Genomic DNA, 17,911 nt, shown 5'->3' with positions numbered 1-17,911 from the left:
GAATCCTTTTCCATATTTATCACCAACGGCTGATTGAACCGCCGCCGCCTGAAGCGCCTCCGCCCCAGCTGCCCATGGAAATACTGGGCGGAAACATCGGTGTAATGTTTTATGATGTCACTACGCTCTATTCTTATCTCTCCTCCTTTATTCATGTTGCGTGTTATACAACGTTAAAAAAGAAAATCTCTGTGACATTTCGATGTTTTTAATGAGAAATCCACTACTTTTATACACAAATATAGATTTATCATGGATAAGGAACGATATTTTATGCATTTCAAGGGCGGATTATATAAATTGATAGGGTATGCTTATCATAGTGAAACGCAAGAGGAGATGGTAATCTATCAGGCTTTGTATGGTATGCATAAAATATGGGTACGCCCTAAAACTTTGTTTTTTGACAAAGTAATCCGTGATGGCATTGAAATAAATCGTTTTACTGAGATTGCAGAAAAAGAAATACCATGCCTATTAGCCCTCAAGAAAGAAAATATCTGAAGAACAAACATAAAGGTGGCAATAATAACAGTAAAGGGAATATTTATGAGAGTTTTTACACCACTTACTGTATTGCTCTTTTTATGAACAGTCATATAACACAACTGGATTCTGTCCATTTCACGTCCCAATTAGAAGAGTGTTTTGTAGATGACCTTCTTATAGAAGAATCAAATACGGCTCATCGGATATATCATCAAATAAAGGATGTGCTGAAAAAAGTCTTAACCAATTGATATTGTCTCATCCTCCTTTTAAGGATGCTATTCAAAATATTACAGCATTGGGAGAAGCAAAAGATGATGAATTGCTGGGTATTGCAGAAGCAATCTTGGGAGTATGGACTGGCTTGGAGCAAAAGAATATTTCTTTGAAGGAAATATCTGATGAAATAAAAAGAATAGGCAAGGGATTTATTAATATAAAAACCTATCCGAATATCCAAATATCAGATAGCAGTCAGGAAATATTAAGACGTTTTGATCTCTGTTTTTATACTTGCGGAAGTAACCTGCATTGGTATACAAGTAATCAAAAACTGTCAGGCAAAATAATATGGACTCCAGAAATAGAACAAAAGTTAGAAAATGTACAACCTTCTGATCTTTGGGAATTGATAGAATTATTAAGTTAAGTTAGATATGAGAACTTATGTAAACTTGACATATGAAACGAACAGCGAAACGATTCAACAGATACAGGCTTTATCAAAACCTGATATTTCTGTTGAAGATTATCGTCGTTCCTTCTACTTAGTAGGAGAAGCTTTAGGTAAACTCTTGAATGAACGGACACATGGTGAGTATGGCAATACAATGTTGGCTTGTGCTTCAGAAGATGCTGATTGGTTGGCTCGTGGAGTTTTGAAGAGCTTGTCTCAAAAGGAAGTATCTTTAGCAGTCTTTTGGAATGAAAGAATAACATTAAATGCCTTTACCGGATTAGAATATAGCCCTATTATCAAATCCTATATTGAGCCAATTAACAAATGTCGGACTTTGGTTGTTGTCAAATCCATTATTAGTACATCTTGTGTTGTACGGACTCAGTTAACTCGCTTGATTAATGATATTTATCCTCAAGAGATTTATATCGTAGCTCCCGTGATGTATAAAGATGCCCAAGCTAATTTGAAAAAAGAATTTCCCGCTTCCATATCTGATAAGTTTAATTTCTTAACATTTGCAATTGACACCCTTAAAGATAAAGAAAAAGGTATCATTCCTGGAATTGGTGGCATGGTATATCCTAAATTAGGATTAGGAGATATGCATGAAAAAAATAAATACATACCAGATCTTGTCAAAGAACGTATGATGTAATATCAGAATCCTTTTCCATATTTATCACCAACGGCTGATTGAACCGCCGCCGCCTGAAGCGCCTCCGCCCCAGCTGCCTCCACTGCCGCCCCAACTGCTTCCGGGGGTGGTGTTGCCGAAGATGATGGGGGTGTCGTTGCGTTGGAGACGGTCGGTGGTACGGTTTTTCTTTTCTGTGTAGCCGCAGTTCTTGCAGCGCCAGAGTTCTTCGACCAGTCCTTCGCTGTCGTAGGTTGCACGCCGCAGGACTTGCCGGCCGGCATAGACGAGCGTTTTTTGTCCGCAACGGGGACAGACGCGCGGGCGGTGCATGTAGGACGACCGTATGAGGCAGGCTATGAGGGCGGAGAGGATGAAGATGATAAGGAAGATTCCGATTATTTCGAAAAACTCCTCGTCGTCCATCTCCTGCTCGTCACCGACGATGGAGGCCCGTTCGTAGTCGCTTGCCATCAGGTAGTTTTTGACGGCCTCGACGCCTTTCTGCATTCCCGCGCTATAGTCGCCGGCTTTGAAGTCGGGGAGCATGTAGCGCTGTTGCATGCGGTAGCAGATGGCATCGGGGAGGACGCCTTCGAGCCCGTAGCCTGTCTCGAAGACGACGGAACGCTGCGGAGGGTCTGTCACGAGCTGGATCAGCAGGCCGTTGTCCTTTCCCTTTTTACCCGGTTTCCAGTATTGGAAGAGGTCGGTGGCGAACATGCGGGCATCGTTGTCGCCGATGCTTTTCACCGCGACAACGGCAATCTCGATGCCGAGGCTGTCTTCCACCGTCCGGAGCAGGCTGTTGATGCGTGCCGCATCGTCGGAGCGGATGATCCCGTCGGGGTTGCTGACGTAGTTGTTGCGGTCCGCAAGGCGTACGTTCGGGATTGTCTCGATCGTATAGGAAGGCGAGGCGGCGGCAGACAGCCACAGCGGGAACAGCAGGAGCAGGGCGAGGCGGCAGACACCTGTCAAGCGCATTCTTTCCATCTTGCCCGGTAATTTAGAATTCTACCTTAGGCGCTTTTTCTGCACCCGTTTCGGCAGTGAAATAGGCTTTCGGTTGGAAGCCGAACATGCCGGCGAGTATGTTGGAAGGGAAGCTGCGGATATAGGTGTTGTAGGTTTGTGCGACTTCGTTGAAGCGTTTGCGTTCGACGGATATCCGGTTTTCCGTTCCTTCCAGTTGGGCCTGCAGTTCGGAGAAGTTCTGGTTGGCTTTCAGGTCCGGATAGCGTTCGAGCACGACCATCAGGCGCGAGAGGGCACTGCTCAGTTCACCTTGTGCGGCTTGGAATTTCTTCATCGACTCTTCGTTCAGGTTCGAGGGGTCGATGGTGGTCTGTGTTGCCTGTGCACGGGCGCTGACGACACCTTCGAGCGTCTCTTTCTCGTGAGCGGCATAGCCTTTCACGGTGTTGACCAGGTTCGGGATCAGGTCCATACGGCGCTGGTACTGGTTCTCGACTTGGCTCCAGGCTGTCTTGACGTTTTCGTCTTGAGCCACCATCGTGTTATACGTTCCTTTTACCCATGAAAAGAGGGAAATACCGAGGATTGCAACCACCGCAAGGGTGATCCATAGAGCTTTGTGTTTCATCTTTTTAATTCATTTATAGGTTGTGTTGTTGCCAAATCGGGCCAATGCTATGAAAAACAATGCAAAATTAGTAAAAAGAACTGACAATTCTCCATATGCCTCTTGTTAATTCGGCCTGTTGCCATACCTGTTGGGAAAATATAATGGAGGATGTTTGCAATAAAACCGGGGATTTTACGTTATTGTGGAGTAAAAACGATAGCATGTATGTCCTTTCGTCTGATACATATCATCTTTTTGCTGGTCGCTTTCGCAGCCTCCGATGCCGCATGGGGGCAGGAGGAGGGGCTTGCTTCTTATTATCATGACCGTTTCCACGGGCGTAAGGCAGCCAGCGGACGGGTCCATGACGGAGACGAACTGGTGGCGGCTCACCGGAAACATCCTTTCGGCACTTTTCTGCGTGTCACCAATCTGGCCAATATGAAACGGGTGATCGTCTGTGTCACCGATCGCGGCCCTTTCCGCAAAGGCCGTATCATCGATGTCTCTGCCGGCGCGGCCGAACTTTTGGACTTTAAGAAAAAAGGCCTTGCCCGTGTACGCGTCGAGGTCGTTCCGGGAAAGATAGATCTTAGCCTTCTCGATCTTCTCTATCCGCAAATCCCTTTCCTTGAAGTGGACCACCTTCGGGTGAAACCGCCTTACAGGGTCGATAGGGGCAGATAATCTAATGATTTTCTAATTTCATTTAAGAGGATTCTAATCGGATATCCGGGGGGGATTCGTATGCAGGTCCGTACATTTGCCGCAAAAAAAGGAAAAGCAAATGTACAGACCTGTTTTATTGATCCTGTTGATGATCCGTGTGTGGACGGGGGTGGCACAGGAAGGAGTTGTCCGCCTGTCGTTGGACGATGCCCTCGAACGTTTTGCCGCCTGCAATCTGTCTTTGATCGCCGAACGCTATCATGTCGATATGGCAGAGGCGCAAGTGACGCAGGCAAAGTTGTTCGAGAACCCGGTCGTTTCGTTCGAACAGAATGTCTACAACCGCAATAACGGCAAGTATTTCGACCTGGGGAAGGAGGGAGAGGCCGTGGTGGAGATCGAACAGCTGATCTATATCGCCGGCCAGCGCAACAAGCGGGTACGCTTGGAAAAGCTCAATAAGGAGATGGCGGTGTATCAGTTTGAAGAGGTGATCCGTACGCTTCGGGGAGAGCTGAAGGAGAAGTTTGTCGATCTTTACTACACCCGCAAATCATTGTCGGTCTATGACCGGGAGATCGGATATCTGTCGACCGTCCTGGATGTTTATAAGGAACAGAATGCGAAAGGGAATGTCTCCCTCTTGGAGAAGTCGCGCATACAGGCTTTGTTGCTTTCGCTGAAACAGGAGAGGAACGGCATATCGAACGAGGCGGTCGCCTTGGAAGGGGATCTGCGTTTGCTTTTGGGGCTGAAGAGGGAGGAGGTTCCGGAACCGCTTTTCGACGAATCGGCCTTGGACCGCATCGAGCTGGAGAAGCTGCCGCTTGCCGAATTGAGTGCACGCATGGCCGGACGTCCCGACCTGAAACAGGCGGAGGCAGGCATACGGGCTTCGGAGGCGGATGTGCGCCTGCAGCGGTCGCTCGCTTTTCCCGAAGTGAGCCTGAAAGGGGCTTATGACAGGGCGGGGAACTTCTGCAACAATTACTTCGCAATAGGGTTGAGCGTTTCTGTCCCCCTATTCAACCGCAATCAGGGAAACATCAAATCGGCACGTCTCTCCGTCCTTCGCAACAACACACTGGCAGAGCAGGCACGCAGGCAGGCGGATAACGAGCTTTTCGCTTGTTACACGAAGCTGGCAAAGGCACTGGAACTTTATCGCTCTTCGGATTATGAACTGGAACGAGACTTCGACCGTATCATCGAAGGTGTGAACGCCGGTTTCCGGAAGCGCAACATCAGCCTGTTGGAGTTTATCGATTATTACGAGGCATATAAGGAAACATGTTTGCAGCTATACGAGATGAAGAGGGATGTGGTGATGGCGGCGGAGGGGTTGAATACTATAGTGGGGGATGCTTTTGGATTGATCCAAAAGTGACCGAAAAGATCAAGGCTTGTCTGTTACTTTTGGCTTGACCCAAAAGTAACCAAAAAGATCAAGACTGAAGCAGGTTCGCTACTTCGTTCGCTGTCGCGTCTGAGGCTTGCTTCGCTTAGATTCAAGACTTTTTTTGTTGGGTTTTACCCAACTTGTTCTGTTACTTTTGGCTTGACCCAAAAGTAACCAAAAGGTCAAGGCTTAAGCTGACGAGCTACTTCGTTTCCTTCGTTCGCTGTCGCGTCTGAAACTCGCTTCGCTCAGACAGCAGACGCTCCGGGCGCTCACTACGGTCACTGCGCTTAACGCTCGCCAGCTTAGGCCGGGAGCAGAGCCGGAACGGCTCTTTGGGGATTGCCGATAACGGTGGTTTATATTATTTATATGATGTGATATATATGATGTGATATATAATATGCGATATATATAAAACAGTATATATAAAGCAATAGGGGTGTGATCTTTTGCGGGAGGGCAGAGCAGAGCCCTGCCCCTACGGGGTTGGGGATGCAAAAGGGAGATAGAAGATATAAAGGAACAAAGGAAGAGGTGGTGTTGATGTATTATACATAAAGAGGTGGGTGAGGTTGATGATTTTATGTGGAAGGGCGGAATGGTGTTGGTGATTTTTGCGGGAGGGCAGAGCAGAGCCCTGCCCCTACGGGGTTGGGGGATGTAAAAGGGAGGTACAAAGAAATAAAAGGGAGAAACAAGGAAACAAAAAGGGAAATGCAAAAGGAAAAGGGAAAAGAAAGGAAAAAACAGGCGGTATCGGCAATCATAAGAGAAAGCGGAGCTTTCTGGGAAAGGCCTAAGCGGACGGGCGTAAAGCGGAGGGTGAAGGCGTAGCGTCCGGAGCCTGCGCTGTTTGAGCGAAGCGAGTTTCGCAGGCGACAGCGTAGCCTTCACCCGGAGTAGCCCGTCCGGTTGAGCCTTGATCTTTTGGTTACTTTTGGATCAAGCCAAAAGTAACAGAACAACAGTTGGATGTAATCCAACGAAAAAAGGAAGTTGGATGCGACCCAACGAAAAAAAATCTTGGGTATCGGGCAAAGCCCGCTCCACAGGCGACAGCGTAGCCTTCCCCGGAGTAGCCCGTCCGGTTGCAACCCAACAAAAAAGAAATAACAAAAAATTAAATATTATCGATATGAATAAGAAAAATCTTTTTCTACTCATTCTTTTTCCCCTGTTTTTGTCATGCGGCAACCACGCCGTCATGCCCGAAGAAACCAATACAGGGTTGATGTTGACGGACAGTCTCCGGCAGGTAGTCTCGGTCGATACCGTACGGAAAACACCTTTGAGCGACGAGCTGCTGTTGAACGGCCGTGTCACTTTCGATGCAGGGCAGGTGGCCCATGTGTATCCCATCTTCGGAGGGACCGTTACGCAGGTGGAGGTTGAAGCCGGTGATTATGTGAAGAAAGGCGAGCTCCTTGCCGTTATCAGGAGCAGCGAAGTGGCCGATTTCGAGAAACAGCAGAAAGATGCCGCCCATCAGCTCGCTTTGGCCGACCGTAACCTCGATGCGGTTCGGGACATGCTCGAAAGCGGAACAGCCTCCGAGCGTGACCTCTTGCAGGCCGAGCAGGAAGCCGCCAATGCGAAGGCGGAGGTGAAAAGGCTCCGTGAGGTGTATGACATCTACCGGATCGGTTCCAACTCGACTTACGACATAACCTCTCCCGTCTCCGGTTTTGTGGTCGGGAAGAACATCAGCCGAGATATGCAGATCCGCTCCGACCGGGAAGAGGAGCTGTTCACCGTTTCCGGTCTGGACGATGTCTGGGTGATGGCGGATGTGTACGAAAGCGATATCCGCAAGATACGGGAAGGAGCCGCTGTCCGCATCACGACACTCGCCTACGGGAAGGACCGGGAGTTTGCCGGGGCGATCGACAAAGTATATAACCTGCTCGATAGCGAGAGCAAGACGATGAAGGTCCGTATCAAATTGGACAACAAGGATTATATGCTTAAACCGGGAATGTTTACGAACGTGTATGTACAATGCAGGGTAGAAGGACGGCTCATGCCCCGCATACCGTCACATGCCCTGATATTCGAGGGAGGCAAGCAGTATGTCGTGTGTGTCGGTACGTATGGCAGCCTGCGGATGCAGGAAGTCGCCGTCAGCAAGCAGACGGACGAATACTGCTACCTGGAAGCCGGATTGGAAGAAGGAGACGTGGTCGTGAACAAGAATGCCCTGTTGGTCTATAATGCTTTAAAATAAGAAACGAGATGCATACCTTTATAGATAGAATCATCACCTTTTCGCTCAGGAACAAGTTCTTCATCTTTTTCCTGACCGTGATAGCCGTTATCGCCGGGGCGGTCAGTTTCCTTCATACGCCTGTCGACGCTTTTCCCGATGTGACGAACACGAAGGTGACGATCATTACCCAATGGCCGGGACGGAGCGCGGAGGAGATCGAGAAGTTCATCACGATCCCAGTCGAGATAGCCATGAACCCGGTACAGAAGAAGACGGATATCCGGAGCACGACACTGTTCGGGCTGTCGGTCATCCAAGTGATGTTTGACGACGACGTGGACGATTTCTATGCCCGCCAGCAAGTCTATAACCTCTTGAACGATGCGGACCTGCCGGAAGGTGTGACACCGGAGGTACAACCGTTGTACGGGCCTACGGGAGAGATTTTCCGGTACACGCTGCGCAGCGACAAGCGGACGGTTCGGGAGTTGAAGACTTTCCAAGACTGGGTGATCGAGCGGAAACTGAGGGCGGTTCCCGGAGTGGCGGATATCGTCAGTTTCGGAGGAGAGGTGAAAACCTTCGAGGTGAGCGTGAATCCGAACCGGTTGATCAACTACGGGGTGACGACGCTCGAACTCTATGACGCCATAGCCAAGAGCAATATCAACGTAGGAGGTGACGTGATCACACGGAGCTCGCAGGCGTATGTCGTCCGGGGGATCGGCTTGATCAACGACGTGAAGGAGATCGAGAACATCGTGGTGAAGAACATCAACGGCACACCCATCCTGGTGAAGAACCTGGCGGACGTGCACGAGTCTTCCTTGCCCCGTCTCGGACAGGTCGGGCGGATGGAGGAGGACGACGTGGTGCAAGGGATCATCGTGATGCGGAAAGGGGAGAACCCCGGCGAGGTGATCGCTGCGCTGAAAGACAAGATAGCCGATATACAGCAAAACTCGTTGCCCGAGGATGTGCGGATCGTCCCTTTCTATGACCGGGAGAACTTAGTGGACCTGGCGGTGCATACGGTGACCCACAACCTGATAGAAGGAATCCTGCTGGTGACTTTCATCGTGTTGATATTTATGGCGGACTGGCGTACGACCATCGTCGTGTCGATCATCATCCCGTTGGCACTGCTCTTTGCCTTCATCTGCCTCCGGGCGATGGGGATGAGCGCGAACCTGCTCTCGATGGGGGCGATAGACTTCGGCATCATCATCGACGGGGCGGTCGTGATGGTGGAAGGACTGTTTGTCGCGCTCGACAGGAAAGCCCGCGAAGTGGGGATGCCCGCCTTCAACGTGATGAGCAAGATGGGGATTATCCGGCATACGGCGAAAGACCGGGCGAAGGCCGTGTTCTTTTCCAAGCTGATCATCATCACGGCGTTGGTCCCGATCTTCTCTTTCCAGAAAGTCGAAGGGAAGATGTTCAGCCCGTTGGCCTATACGTTAGGGTTTGCCTTGTTGGGAGCCTTGATCTTTACGCTGACACTTGTGCCGGTCCTTTCGTCGATGCTGTTGAAGAAGAATGTGAGGGAGAAGCATAACCCGTTCCTGGCCTGGGTGAACCGGATGGCGACGGGACTGTTCGACCGTTGCCATGCCCATAAACGGATGACGATAACCGTTACGACACTGGTGGCGGCAGTCGGGCTCTGGTGCTTCACCTTGTTAGGCACGGAGTTCCTGCCGCAACTGAACGAAGGTTCCATCTATATCCGGGCAACGCTTCCGCAGAGCATCTCGCTGGACGAGTCCGTGGAACTGGCAAACCGGATGAGGCGCACGTTGGCTTCTTATCCCGAAGTCCGCCAGGTCCTGTCTCAGACGGGACGGCCGAACGACGGGACGGATGCGACGGGTTTCTACAACATTGAGTTTCATGTGGACATCTATCCGGAGAAGCAATGGGAGAGCAAGCTGACGAAAGCGGAACTGATCGAGAAGATGCAGGAACGGCTGGGTGTCTATCCGGGAGTGGACTTCAACTTCTCGCAACCGATCAGCGACAATGTGGAGGAGGCGGCAAGCGGTGTGAAAGGCTCTATCGCGGTGAAGGTGTTCGGCAAGGACCTGTACGAGTCGGAACAGAAGGCAGTCGAGGTGTATAAGGTCCTGCAGACGGTCGAAGGGATCGAAGATCTGGGAGTGATCCGCAATATCGGACAGCCCGAACTGAGGATCGAGCTGAACGAATCACGCCTGGCGCGTTACGGCGTGGCGAAGGAGGACGTGCAGTCGATCATCGAGATGGCGATCGGAGGAAAGAGCGCCTCACTGCTTTACGAGGACGAACGGAAGTTCAACATCATGGTACGCTATGAATCCTCTTTCCGCCGCGGAGAGGACGAGATCGGCAAGATTCTGGTCCCTGCACGCGACGGGGCGATGATACCGGTCAAGGAACTGGCGGATATCCGTACGATTACGGGACCGCTGATTATCTACCGCGACAACCATGCTCGCTTCTGCGCCGTCAAGTTCTCCGTCCGCGGACGGGATATGGGGACGGCTGTCGCCGAAGCGCAGCAGAAGGTGAAGAAGCAGGTCCGCCTGCCTGAAGGCTACACCCTGAAATGGACAGGAGATTTCGAGAACCAGCAACGGGCCACGAAGCGGTTGGCGCAGGTCGTGCCGGTCAGTATCGCGATTATCTTTATCATCCTTTTCGTCCTCTTCGGGAATGCCCGCGATGCAGGACTGGTCTTGCTGAATGTGCCGTATGCCGCTGTCGGAGGAATTTTGGCTTTGCTGCTTACCCGTTTCAACTTCTCGATATCGGCAGGTATCGGGTTTATCGCCCTCTTCGGTATCTGCATACAGAACGGGGTGATCATGATATCGGACATCAAGAGCAACCTGAAGGCACGCAGCCCGTTGGAGCAGGCCGTCAAGCAGAGTGTCCGTTCGCGTGTCCGCTCCGTCCTGATGACGGCTTCGATGGCAGCCATCGGCCTGATGCCGGCGGCGCTCAGCCACGGCATCGGTTCGGAGAGCCAGCGGCCGTTGGCGATCGTCATCATCGGCGGACTGATCGGAGCGACCTTCTTCACGCTCTTCGTCTTCCCCCTGATGGTCGAAACCTTTTATCGCCGGATGTTGTACGACAAGAATGGAAAATTGTTGCAACGCAAACTGTAAAGAGATTGGGGATGTAAAAGGATATGTCCTATATTTGTAGTCCGATACGCACAAAAAACATACGATGGCAAAGATATTATTAGTAGAAGATGAAATAAACATCGCCTCCTTCATCGAGCGGGGCTTGCAGGAGTTCGGCCATGAAGTCCGCGTGGCCAATGACGGGCAAGCCGGCTGGGAGCTGGTCCGCCAGGAGGATTTCCAACTGTTGATACTCGACATCATCATGCCGAAGATGAACGGCCTGCAACTCTGTAAGCAATATCGGCAGGCGTATGGCTACCAGTCGCCCGTCATCATGCTGACCGCCTTGGGGACGACGGACGACATTGTGAACGGGCTGGATGCCGGAGCCGACGACTACCTGGTGAAACCTTTCAGTTTCCAGGAATTGGAAGCCCGCATCAAAGCCCTTTTGCGGCGTACGGGAGCGGAACCGGCCATGCCGCTTCTGAGTTGTGGCGACCTGACGCTCGATCCGTCCGGCCACCGGGCGATCCGTGGCAAGATGGTCATCGACCTGACCGTGAAGGAATACCGCCTGCTCGAATATCTGATCCGGAACCAGGGAACGGCATTGAGCCGTCTGGAGTTGCTGAAAAACGTCTGGGACAAGAATTTCGATACGAACACGAATGTGGTGGATGTCTATGTCAATTACCTGCGTAGCAAGATCGACAAGGATTTCGACCGTAAGCTGATCCGCACCGTAGTGGGAGTGGGCTATATGATGGAAGCATGAAGACGGGAGACAAGATAGCGCTTTTCTATACGGCTATCACGATCGGCATTATTTCGATGGTGACAGTCGTTTTCTATTTTGTGGCGACCGACTATATCAACCGCCTCTACTATTCCTATCTGACGGAAAAAGCATACGCGACGGCACAGAAGCACTGGGAAAAGGATGAGCTGAACGAAGAGGATTACGCCCGTATCCAGCAGCATTATGAGGAGACGTTGCCTGTCGCAGCGGAAATATTGCTGAATGCCGACAGCATCGCGGAGACGCGTGCTACCTTGTCCCGCTATCTGACCGACGAGAAGATCACTTCCTTGTATGCCGGCAATGTAGTCCGTTTCCAGGAAGGGAAAGAATTGGGAGCGGCTGTCTACTATCCGGACAACGAGGGTAATTTCATCGTGCTGGTGGTGTCGAGCAACCAGTACGGCGGAGATATCCAGCAACGGATCGGCTGGCTGCTGTTGGGGATGCTGGTGGTCAGTTCCGTCCTGGTCTATTTTGTCGGCCGTTTGTATGCGACCCGCATGGTCGACCGCATTGATGCGGCTTACCGGAGTGAGAAGTCTTTTATCAGCAATGCGTCCCATGAACTGAACAACCCGCTTACGGCCATCCAGGGAGAATGCGAGATCAGCTTGTTGAAGGAACGTACGCCGGCAGAATACCAGGCTGCTTTGGGGCGTATCGCCTCCGAGACGAAACGCATCATCCTGCTGATGAAGAACCTGCTCTTTCTCTCTCATGGAGATAAGGAGATTCTGAAGAATGCATGTGAGACGGTTTTGCTGGCCGACTTCCTGATGCAGTTCGTCGGCAACCGCGTTCGTTTTACGACCGACCACTTCGCTTTTGCCATCGAAGCGAATCCGTATCTGCTGAAGATCGCTATCGGCAACATCCTGAACAACGCTTGCAAATATTCGGGAGAGGCTCCCGTCGAAATGCGGCTGAGAGGCTCCGTCCTGACCATAACGGACACGGGAATCGGCATCCCGGAGGAAGAAATCGCCCGCGTATACCAACCCTTCTACCGTGCTTCCAACACGCGCGAGTTTGCCGGACATGGCATCGGACTCAGTCTTTCCATGCGTATCCTGAGAAGCTACGGGGCCCGAATCACAATTACGTCCGAAGTCGGAAAAGGCACAACGGTAGAGATCGAATTTCCGTAAGTTTTAGGCTGTTATGCTTGGACGGATGGAAAGAATGGTTATCTTTGTGATATTGTTTGACTAAAAGTATTAGCTATGAATATAAAAGAAAAAACAGGAAATTTCTTGCTGGACATTGCAAAATTGATCTTTGCCGGTATTATTATCGGAGGCATAATGACCGAAGAAATCAATAGATGGGTGTTGTATTTATTGGGGCTTTTTGCATTTGTATTAATTATTGTGATAGGTTTTGTATTATGTAGTCAAGTAAAAAAGGAGGATTGAACAATGGCTTTTATTATATCTTTTTGTGCAATGTCGATAGCGGCAATATTGATACCGCTCTATTTCGTTCATCGGGATAATAAGCGTAATGCAGCCGCAAGTAAAAAAGGACAGTCTTCAAAGGAAGGCTGAATGATATACTTCATTCTAAAAACTATATATGGGGGTAGTGTTGTAAAAGGACAACACTTGTTTTTTCAACAAATGAGTTGTTTCTATTGTTATATAGATATAAAAACAAATAACCATGGCATACAAAATTGCATTCTTTGGAGCTAAACCGTACGATATAGCTTCATTCGACAAAGTAAATGAAAAGTACAATTACGACATTCGCTACTATAAAGGACATTTGAATCCGAACAATGTAGTCCTGACGCAAGATACGGACGTGGTCTGTATCTTTGTCAACGACACCGCCGATGCCGCTGTGATCGATGCGATGGTGGACAATGGTGTCAAACTGCTGGCCCTTCGTTGTGCCGGTTTTAATAATGTGGATCTGAAAGCGGCCAAAGGAAAGCTGCCGGTCGTTCGCGTACCGGCCTATTCGCCTTACGCCGTAGCCGAATATTCGCTTGCCCTGATGCTGTCGCTGAACCGTAAGATACACCGTGCCTACTGGCGTACGCGAGACGGTAATTTCTCGCTGAACGGCCTGATGGGGTTCGATATGCACGGCAAGACGATCGGTATTATCGGCACGGGAAAGATCGCCAAGATCCTGATCCGCCTGTTGAAAGGGTTCGGAATGCGCATTCTGGCTTATGACCTTTACCCGGACATGAAGTTTGCCGGAGAAGAAGGTATTTCTTATGTTTCGTTAGACGAACTGTATCGCGAGTCGGACATCATCTCCTTACATTGTCCGCTGACCGACCAGACAAAATATATGATCGACAAAGACTCCATCGACAAGATGAAGGAAGGCGTAATGATCATCAATACAGGCCGGGGCCAACTGATCAACACCAACGACCTGATCGAAGGCCTGAAGGAAAAGAAGATCGCGGCGGCCGGTCTGGACGTGTACGAGGAGGAGGGCGAATACTTCTATGAAGACAAGTCTGATAAAATTATCGACGATGATGTATTGGCCCGTCTGCTTTCTTTTAATAATGTGATCGTTACTTCGCATCAGGCTTTTTTCACGAAAGAGGCCCTGCATAACATTGCAGAGACCACCCTTCAGAATATCGAAGACTTCCGCTGCCACCGTCCTTTGGTGAACGAAGTTATTCTGTAAAAAGACGATGTTTATATCGCTGATTTATTATATTTTTGTAGCCATTGTCCGGTGTGAGCCAGGCAATGGCTATTATTTTTATGGTAAACAGATATGGATATAGACAGTCGCACAGGTCTGGTGCTTGAAGGAGGAGGGATGCGTGCCATCTTCACCGTCGGAGTGCTGGACTGCTTTATGGACCATGACATTTGGTTCCCTTATACGATCGGTGTGTCCGCCGGGGCGAGCAACGGTATTTCGTATGCCTCCCGGCAGCGCGGGCGTTCCCGTTTCAGCAATATCGACCTGCTGGAAAAATATGATTATATCGGTTTCAGGCATTTCCTCCGGGGGCGGGGATATATCGACATGAAATACCTTTTTTATATTTATCCGGAAAAATATTATCCGCTCGACTACGAGACGTATTTCAAGTCGCCGAACCGCTTCGTCATGGTCACCAGCAATTGCCTGACGGGTAAAGCCGAATATTTCGAGGAGAAGCAGGATGCAGACCGCCTGGTCGATATCTGTTGTGCCTCCTGTACGCTTCCGGTGCTTTGTCCGGTGGCGTATGTCGACGGTGTCCCGATGGTCGACGGCGGTGTCTGCGATGCCATCCCGATCCGGCACGCCATCGACGACGGTTTCCGCAAGAACGTGATTGTCCTGACCCGCAACAAAGGCTACCGTAAGGAAGAGAAGGACTTCTGGCTGCCCGGCTTCATCTACCGCCGGTATCCCGCTATCCGCAAGCAGTTGAAGCTGCGCTACCGCAACTATAACGAAGTGCTGGATTATATCGACGAGCTGGAAGCGAAAGGAGACGCGATCGTCATCCGTCCGCAAAAGAAAATGGAAGTCGGCCGCACCACCAACGACCGCAAGAAGCTGTCCGCCTTGTATGACGAAGGCTATGCCGTCGGCCGATCCATCGTCGAAAACAACCGGTTCGATTTCAAAACACCGGTGATTTGAATTCAAAACATATATGTTTTGGACATCGAGTGAAAATGAGGGCTTAAAATTCGGATTATTCGAGGAAATTGACTATATTTGTATATTAACACAACTAAAAGAATAAGTGATGATGAATAATTATGCAAATTACCTGTATATAGCTATTCGCGCCGCCCTCGATGCAGGCAAAGCGATCATGGATATTTATACCGATCCGGAATCCGATTTCGGCATCGAACGTAAAGCCGATAACTCCCCGTTGACAAAAGCCGACAAGAAGGCCCATGCGATTATCTCGATGGCCCTGTCCGTGACGCCTTTCCCCGTGTTGAGCGAAGAAGGAAAGGAGACGCCTTTTGCCGAACGTTCAGGCTGGGACATGCTCTGGATCGTCGACCCGTTGGACGGGACGAAGGAGTTTATCAAGAAAAACGGCGAATTTACGGTTAATATCGCCCTTGTGAAGGAAGGGGTTCCGGTATTGGGCGTGATCTACGTGCCCGTGCGGAAAGAGCTGTATTTCGCGGCTGACTCGTTGGGAGCGTTCAAGCTGGCGGAGATAGACTACGGATATCAGCCTTCGATGGACGAGATAAAAACGAAAGCCATACGCCTGCCTATGCCGATGGGACACCAGGGAGTCGTGGTGGTCGCCTCGCGTTCGCACCAGACGGAAGAAACGACGGCCTTTATCGAGAACCTGCGCAAGCAGGGACAGCCGATCACCCTGATCAGTAGCGGCAGCAGCTTGAAGATCTGCCTGGTGGCGGAAGGAACGGCCGATGTTTATCCCCGTTTCGCACCGACGATGGAGTGGGATACCGCCGCCGGACATGCGATTGCACGGGCGGCCGGATGCGAAGTTTATCATATCGATGGCAAAACACCTTTAAAGTACAATAAGGAAGACCTTCATAATCCGTGGTTCATCGTCAAACCGCTCTGACGGGCGGTTTGTTCCGTTTGCTGAAACTTTTGGTCTGTAAGCAAGATTATCCCTAAAATTGGTTATCGTAGTAAGATTAGATTTAATATTCTTATTACATTTGCAACCCTAACAGATAATTGACAATTGATAATTAATGGTCTCTGTTCTTAATTGTCGATTGTCAATTGTCAATTGTCAATTGAAAGGATGAACTTTGAAATAATATTTGTATTGCTGGCATTGGTCGGCATGATCGGGGCGTTGATATGGGATGGGCTGAGGCCCGGAATGGTGTTACTCACGGTTGTGGTGCTGTTCCTCTGTGTTGGAATATTGACGCCGAAAGAAATGCTCGAAGGTTTTAGCAATAAAGGGATGATAACCGTCGGAATGCTTTTTCTGGTAAGCGAGGGTATTCGCCAGAGCGGAGCATTGGGACAACTTATAAAGAAGTTGTTGCCGGAGGGGAAGACAACCGTTTTCAAGGCGCAGTTGCGTATGCTTCCGCCTGTCGCTTTTGTATCCGCTTTTCTCAACAACACGCCTGTTGTCGTTATTTTCGCTCCTATCATCAAGCGTTGGGCGGAGTCGGTCAAGCTGCCGGCGACGAAATTCCTGATTCCTCTTTCGTATGTGACCATTTTAGGCGGCATCTGTACTCTGATCGGGACATCGACCAACCTGGTCGTACATGGCATGATCCTCGATGCCGGATATGAAGGGTTTACGATGTTCGAGCTGGGAAGGGTGGGGATCTTTATCGCGCTGGCCGGCATCATTTACCTCTTCGTGTTCTCCAACAAGCTGCTGCCCGATTCCCGCACCGATCGCTACGAGGAAGAGGAGGAAGACGGCAACCCCGGTAACCTGCACCGGGTGGAAGCGGTGTTAGGCTCCCGTTTTCCGGGTATCAACAAGACATTGGGCGAGTTCAATTTTACCCGTCATTACGGTGCGATCGTGAAAGAGGTGAAGAGCGGGGGACAGCGGTTTACCCGCGATCTCGATAAGGTGACGTTGCACGAGGGCGATACGCTGGTTCTTTGGGCGGACGATACGTTCGTGCCGACATGGGGTGAATCCAGCGTCTTCCTTTTGCTTGCCAACGGCAAGGACGGTACGGAACCTGTTTCCCGCAAGAAACGCTGGCTGGCATTGGGCTTGCTGATCTTTATGATCGTAGGCGCCACGATAGGGGAGTTGCCTGTGGTGAAAGAGGCGTTCCCTGAAATACGGCTGGATATGTTTTTCTTTGTCTGCATTACGACCATCATCATGGCGTGGACCAAGATTTTCCCTCCGAAAAAGTATACCAAATATATATCCTGGGATATTCTGATTACGATTGCCTGTGCCTTTGCCATCAGCAAGGCGATGGAGAATTCCGGTTTCGCAGCTTTGATAGCCCGTCATATTATCGGTATGTCCAGCAGCATGGGACCGTATGCTTTACTGGCGATAGTCTTTATCATCACCAATATCTTTACGGAACTGATTACGAACAATGCGGCTGCGGCGCTCAGTTTCCCGATCGCCTTGTCGGTCGCTACGCAGCTCGGTGTGGACCCGACGCCGTTCTTCGTGGTGATCTGTATGGCGGCATCTGCCAGTTTCAGTACGCCGATCGGTTATCAGACCAATCTGATCGTGCAAGGTATCGGTAGTTATAAGTTCACTGACTTCGTGAAAATCGGTTTACCCCTTAACCTGATCACTTTTTTGATCTCGGTGTTCGTGATACCGATGATCTGGAAATTCTAAACAGGTGAAAGTTGAAAGGTGAAAGTTG

Annotated in this window: 17 protein-coding genes; 15 read left to right on the top strand and 2 right to left on the bottom strand. The window is 50.1% G+C overall.

Going from position 1 to position 17,911, the window contains the following annotated elements:
- The 4 genes from KTG12_RS09130 to KTG12_RS09115 all read left to right on the top strand — a co-directional run.
- Nucleotides 1-212, top strand: a 212-nt coding sequence (locus KTG12_RS09130) for a hypothetical protein (protein WP_216945424.1), incomplete at its 5' end; no start/stop codon positions are given.
- A 40-nt stretch (nucleotides 213-252) separates the two neighbouring features.
- On the top strand, nucleotides 253-504 hold the full coding sequence (locus KTG12_RS09125; protein WP_149936186.1) for a DUF1653 domain-containing protein: 252 nt from the start codon (nucleotides 253-255) through the stop codon (nucleotides 502-504).
- A 232-nt stretch (nucleotides 505-736) separates the two neighbouring features.
- Nucleotides 737-1,138 carry a hypothetical protein gene (locus KTG12_RS09120; protein WP_155143743.1) on the top strand — a complete coding sequence of 134 codons (402 nt, stop codon included), beginning with the start codon at nucleotides 737-739 and terminating at the stop codon, nucleotides 1,136-1,138.
- A gap of 7 nt (nucleotides 1,139-1,145) precedes the next feature.
- Complete coding sequence (locus KTG12_RS09115) at nucleotides 1,146-1,826, top strand: hypothetical protein (RefSeq protein WP_154291787.1); 681 nt, start codon at nucleotides 1,146-1,148, stop codon at nucleotides 1,824-1,826.
- 24 nt (nucleotides 1,827-1,850) lie between these two features.
- Here the strand turns inward: KTG12_RS09115 and KTG12_RS09110 are convergent, their stop codons facing one another.
- Complete coding sequence (locus KTG12_RS09110; RefSeq protein ID WP_155143740.1) at nucleotides 1,851-2,801, bottom strand: TPM domain-containing protein; 951 nt, start codon at nucleotides 2,799-2,801, stop codon at nucleotides 1,851-1,853.
- Nucleotides 2,802-2,814: 13 nt separating this feature from the next.
- Nucleotides 2,815-3,411 (bottom strand): LemA family protein, encoded by a 597-nt coding sequence (locus tag KTG12_RS09105; protein WP_075964563.1) that lies wholly within the window; start codon nucleotides 3,409-3,411, stop codon nucleotides 2,815-2,817.
- 207 nt (nucleotides 3,412-3,618) lie between these two features.
- On the opposite strand from KTG12_RS09105, the gene KTG12_RS09100 reads away from it, so the two are divergent.
- The 11 genes from KTG12_RS09100 to KTG12_RS09050 all read left to right on the top strand — a co-directional run bounded on the left by KTG12_RS09100 (nucleotide 3,619) and on the right by KTG12_RS09050 (nucleotide 17,883).
- Complete coding sequence (locus tag KTG12_RS09100; RefSeq protein WP_075964564.1) at nucleotides 3,619-4,080, top strand: septal ring lytic transglycosylase RlpA family protein; 462 nt, start codon at nucleotides 3,619-3,621, stop codon at nucleotides 4,078-4,080.
- Nucleotides 4,081-4,180: 100 nt separating this feature from the next.
- Nucleotides 4,181-5,449, top strand: a complete 1,269-nt coding sequence (locus KTG12_RS09095) for a TolC family protein (protein WP_155143738.1) — start codon at nucleotides 4,181-4,183, stop codon at nucleotides 5,447-5,449.
- Between the two features lie 1,150 nt (nucleotides 5,450-6,599).
- Complete coding sequence (locus tag KTG12_RS09090; protein ID WP_155143736.1) at nucleotides 6,600-7,688, top strand: efflux RND transporter periplasmic adaptor subunit; 1,089 nt, start codon at nucleotides 6,600-6,602, stop codon at nucleotides 7,686-7,688.
- Nucleotides 7,689-7,696: 8 nt separating this feature from the next.
- Nucleotides 7,697-10,822 (top strand): efflux RND transporter permease subunit, encoded by a 3,126-nt coding sequence (locus KTG12_RS09085; RefSeq protein ID WP_122115723.1) that lies wholly within the window; start codon nucleotides 7,697-7,699, stop codon nucleotides 10,820-10,822.
- 64 nt (nucleotides 10,823-10,886) lie between these two features.
- On the top strand, nucleotides 10,887-11,564 hold the full coding sequence (locus tag KTG12_RS09080; protein ID WP_075964569.1) for a response regulator transcription factor: 678 nt from the start codon (nucleotides 10,887-10,889) through the stop codon (nucleotides 11,562-11,564).
- Entirely contained in the window at nucleotides 11,561-12,739 is a 1,179-nt protein-coding gene (locus tag KTG12_RS09075; protein WP_122115724.1) for a HAMP domain-containing sensor histidine kinase, read from the top strand. Before KTG12_RS09080 ends, KTG12_RS09075 begins: the two co-directional genes overlap by 4 nt.
- 75 nt (nucleotides 12,740-12,814) lie before the next feature.
- Nucleotides 12,815-13,006: a DUF6722 family protein gene (locus KTG12_RS09070; RefSeq protein ID WP_075964571.1), complete on the top strand. Its 192-nt coding sequence runs from the start codon at nucleotides 12,815-12,817 to the stop codon at nucleotides 13,004-13,006.
- Between the two features lie 247 nt (nucleotides 13,007-13,253).
- Nucleotides 13,254-14,252 (top strand): 2-hydroxyacid dehydrogenase, encoded by a 999-nt coding sequence (locus KTG12_RS09065; RefSeq protein ID WP_005638242.1) that lies wholly within the window; start codon nucleotides 13,254-13,256, stop codon nucleotides 14,250-14,252.
- A gap of 93 nt (nucleotides 14,253-14,345) precedes the next feature.
- Nucleotides 14,346-15,212: a patatin family protein gene (locus KTG12_RS09060; RefSeq protein WP_005648886.1), complete on the top strand. Its 867-nt coding sequence runs from the start codon at nucleotides 14,346-14,348 to the stop codon at nucleotides 15,210-15,212.
- Nucleotides 15,213-15,324: 112 nt separating this feature from the next.
- Nucleotides 15,325-16,140 (top strand): 3'(2'),5'-bisphosphate nucleotidase CysQ, encoded by an 816-nt coding sequence (gene cysQ / locus KTG12_RS09055; RefSeq protein WP_138272548.1) that lies wholly within the window; start codon nucleotides 15,325-15,327, stop codon nucleotides 16,138-16,140.
- 189 nt (nucleotides 16,141-16,329) lie between these two features.
- A complete protein-coding gene (locus KTG12_RS09050) occupies nucleotides 16,330-17,883 on the top strand; it encodes an SLC13 family permease (RefSeq protein WP_005638239.1) in 1,554 nt (517 codons plus the stop codon).
- Nucleotides 17,884-17,911: the final 28 nt, after the last annotated feature.

It is taken from the genome of Parabacteroides sp. MSK.9.14, from assembly GCF_019041495.1.
GTDB lineage: Bacteria > Bacteroidota > Bacteroidia > Bacteroidales > Tannerellaceae > Parabacteroides > Parabacteroides merdae.
Note: the sequence above shows the minus strand (reverse complement) of the source record. Positions and strands in the feature narration are given on the sequence as shown.

Bases quoted from the DNA above. Each gene is read 5' to 3' on its own strand.
- KTG12_RS09100 (WP_075964564.1), top strand. From the start codon at position 3,619: ATGTCCTTTCGTCTGATACATATCATCTTTTTGCTGGTCGCTTTCGCA.
- KTG12_RS09115 (WP_154291787.1), top strand. From the start codon at position 1,146: ATGAGAACTTATGTAAACTTGACATATGAAACGAACAGCGAAACGATT.
- KTG12_RS09050 (WP_005638239.1), top strand. From the start codon at position 16,330: ATGAACTTTGAAATAATATTTGTATTGCTGGCATTGGTCGGCATGATC.
- KTG12_RS09125 (WP_149936186.1), top strand. From the start codon at position 253: ATGGATAAGGAACGATATTTTATGCATTTCAAGGGCGGATTATATAAA.
- KTG12_RS09075 (WP_122115724.1), top strand. From the start codon at position 11,561: ATGAAGACGGGAGACAAGATAGCGCTTTTCTATACGGCTATCACGATC.
- KTG12_RS09070 (WP_075964571.1), top strand. From the start codon at position 12,815: ATGAATATAAAAGAAAAAACAGGAAATTTCTTGCTGGACATTGCAAAA.
- KTG12_RS09085 (WP_122115723.1), top strand. From the start codon at position 7,697: ATGCATACCTTTATAGATAGAATCATCACCTTTTCGCTCAGGAACAAG.
- KTG12_RS09080 (WP_075964569.1), top strand. From the start codon at position 10,887: ATGGCAAAGATATTATTAGTAGAAGATGAAATAAACATCGCCTCCTTC.
- KTG12_RS09060 (WP_005648886.1), top strand. From the start codon at position 14,346: ATGGATATAGACAGTCGCACAGGTCTGGTGCTTGAAGGAGGAGGGATG.
- KTG12_RS09090 (WP_155143736.1), top strand. From the start codon at position 6,600: ATGAATAAGAAAAATCTTTTTCTACTCATTCTTTTTCCCCTGTTTTTG.
- KTG12_RS09105 (WP_075964563.1), bottom strand. From the start codon at position 3,411: ATGAAACACAAAGCTCTATGGATCACCCTTGCGGTGGTTGCAATCCTC.
- cysQ (WP_138272548.1), top strand. From the start codon at position 15,325: ATGAATAATTATGCAAATTACCTGTATATAGCTATTCGCGCCGCCCTC.
- KTG12_RS09095 (WP_155143738.1), top strand. From the start codon at position 4,181: ATGTACAGACCTGTTTTATTGATCCTGTTGATGATCCGTGTGTGGACG.
- KTG12_RS09110 (WP_155143740.1), bottom strand. From the start codon at position 2,801: ATGGAAAGAATGCGCTTGACAGGTGTCTGCCGCCTCGCCCTGCTCCTG.
- KTG12_RS09065 (WP_005638242.1), top strand. From the start codon at position 13,254: ATGGCATACAAAATTGCATTCTTTGGAGCTAAACCGTACGATATAGCT.